Origin of the sequence: Methylobacterium indicum, assembly GCF_001043895.1 — a bacterium.
GTDB classification, from domain to species: Bacteria; Pseudomonadota; Alphaproteobacteria; order Rhizobiales; family Beijerinckiaceae; genus Methylobacterium; species Methylobacterium indicum.
The window spans coordinates 1-2,104 of sequence record NZ_JTHF01000050.1 but is presented as its reverse complement, the minus strand read 5'-3'; the positions used below and the strand labels follow the sequence as shown (position 1 = coordinate 2,104).

Annotated in this window: 4 protein-coding genes; all 4 read left to right on the top strand. The window is 49.9% G+C overall.

Features of this window, described 5'->3' with window-relative positions; translation table 11 throughout:
• Positions 1–439 (top strand): RHS repeat-associated core domain-containing protein (locus tag QR78_RS33935; protein WP_202972729.1); only part of this gene is annotated, 439 nt, incomplete at its 5' end.
• 392 nt (positions 440–831) lie between these two features.
• Positions 832–1,347: an RHS repeat-associated core domain-containing protein gene (locus QR78_RS36645; RefSeq protein WP_425284195.1), complete on the top strand. Its 516-nt coding sequence runs from the start codon at positions 832–834 to the stop codon at positions 1,345–1,347.
• Positions 1,348–1,356: 9 nt separating this feature from the next.
• The gene (locus tag QR78_RS33930) at positions 1,357–1,782 is read left to right on the top strand and encodes a hypothetical protein (protein WP_125901390.1); all 426 of its coding nucleotides are present in this window, start codon (positions 1,357–1,359) and stop codon (positions 1,780–1,782) included.
• Between the two features lie 62 nt (positions 1,783–1,844).
• Positions 1,845–2,104: hypothetical protein (locus tag QR78_RS06400; protein WP_048426676.1), on the top strand; the 260-nt coding region annotated here is incomplete at its 3' end.

The following is a 2,104-nucleotide window of genomic DNA, read 5'->3' as shown; positions in this document are numbered from 1 at the left end:
GTTCCGGTACTACGATCCGCTAGCAGTACAATACGTCTCCCCGGACCCGATCGGGCTAGCAGGGGGTATGAGATCGCCTGGGTATGTTTTTAATCCTTCTAAATTTGTAGATCCACTTGGTCTTGCGGTTCTTTATCGATCTATGAGTGAGGCTGAATACGCAGGTATATTGAAAACAGGAAATTGGAGCACCGCCGGAACGATGGAGGGTAAGTGGTTCGCAACAACATATGATGACGCAGTAAAATGGGGATCGGATATGGGGCATGGCAGCGACAAATTCGTTGTCGCACAAGTGACAGTCCCCGACCGTGTTGCGCAAAATGCCTTTTCTACAAAAAGTCTTGACAATATAGGCCCCGCAAAATATGTCGATATCGACACGCTAAATAGATCGAATTCGCGAATAACTTGGACGAGGACTATATGTTGCAAATAAAAGATATGTGGCACAACATTGCGATTGACTGGACGCCTTCTGAAAATGGGGGCCGCAAATCGATCCCACCTGCAGATCGCTATTTTTGCGTGTCGAAATTTCCTAATGATAAAACTCGCGGAGGAACTTGGAGCGTCGAATTTGTATTATTGCAGCATGATTTAAACAAAAGCCCGCCCAAAAGCATCGGGAGGTGTAGATTTCTCACGACAGACGCGCCACAAAATAATTTTAAGCAATTTAGTAATTTTGAGATATACGAAGGACCTAAATTAGTAGGGAAAGTAGATATATTGAGCGATTAGTGCCGACTCGACGGCGGCGGTGCATTGAGAGGCCGGCTGGGCGGCTTGGCACTGGAGGATACGCCGGCTACGATTGAGGCAGTTTTAGTGTGCCCGATCCGATTCCAGGGGCAGTGGCAGGACGCCGAGACGGGGCTCGTCTACAATCGGTTCCGGTACTACGATGCGCTGACAGGGCAGTATGTATCGTCAGATCCAATCGGGCTGGCAGGAGGGTTCAGGGGGCAAGGCTACGTTAGGCAGCCGGCATCTTGGATTGATCCTCAAGTTCTAGCCTGTTGCACCCCTCGTTATGATGAAGTCGCCAAAAAATATGGTGGAACACGAGTCGAAGGCGGATATAAATTCTCAACACAGCGTCAAGCTATGCAGGCCGCATCAGAAATGACTGGAGATCTTGGGTCAAATCCAGTAACCACCCGCCGACAAGATTTTCGGGGTGGGCCATGGTCATGGCAAGACAACCCAGGTGTCATTGGCCGCCAAAGCCAAGACAATCTGGTTGGATGGCGCAACGACAGCCTTGGTCATCCGAATCTGGGGATGGGACCACACGTCAATGTCTGGACACGCGACGGTGGGAACGCGCATCTTTTTTATTAAGGAAGAGCTATGATCGTGCGCTGGACAATGCAATCTGATTCAAATAAATCATGGACAACACTAAGATACGACGAAGAAAAAATCTCCGATGGCGCGATGATTAATAAAGATGGCGAGGAAGCAGTTGTAGTTTATCGTGAAGATTTTGAAGATAAATGTATAATAACCTTGATACCCGCCGAGAGGAGGAAAATTAATAAAGATTACAAAGGACGAGTAATAAAATCAGATGTGATTGATAAGGGAAGATATTTCTTTATTGTTAAAAGTTTTTTAGATTCAAATGAATATGTGTCGAGATTTTCATATTCTATCGAAGAAATATACCAAATTATCCGAACATATTCTACGTTTTCTTTTGAAAAAGCAGTCTTTTTTGCCACAAAAAAAGGTATAATATTAGATCAAATTGACAAAGATAATTTAATTGATTGACGTATTTTATTTGAATTATTCTCCAACATAGTGCGACCGAGCGGCGCATCGGCGAGCGGCTGGTGGCGACGGCCTACGACCCGCTCGGGGCGCTGTCGGGGCTGGCGATCGGGGAGCGGGCGCCGTTGCGCATCACCCGCGACGCCGCCGGCCGGGAGGTGCTGCGCGAGAGCGCGGCGGGGTTCCGGCTGGCGCAGGCCTGGGACGCGGTGGGCCAGCTGACGCGGCAGCGGGGCGGGCGCGAGCCGGGCCTCGTGGGGATGCCGCCGGGGCCGGGGGTGGAGCGGGCCTATGCGTGGTCGCGCGACGTCGCCCCGCGGGT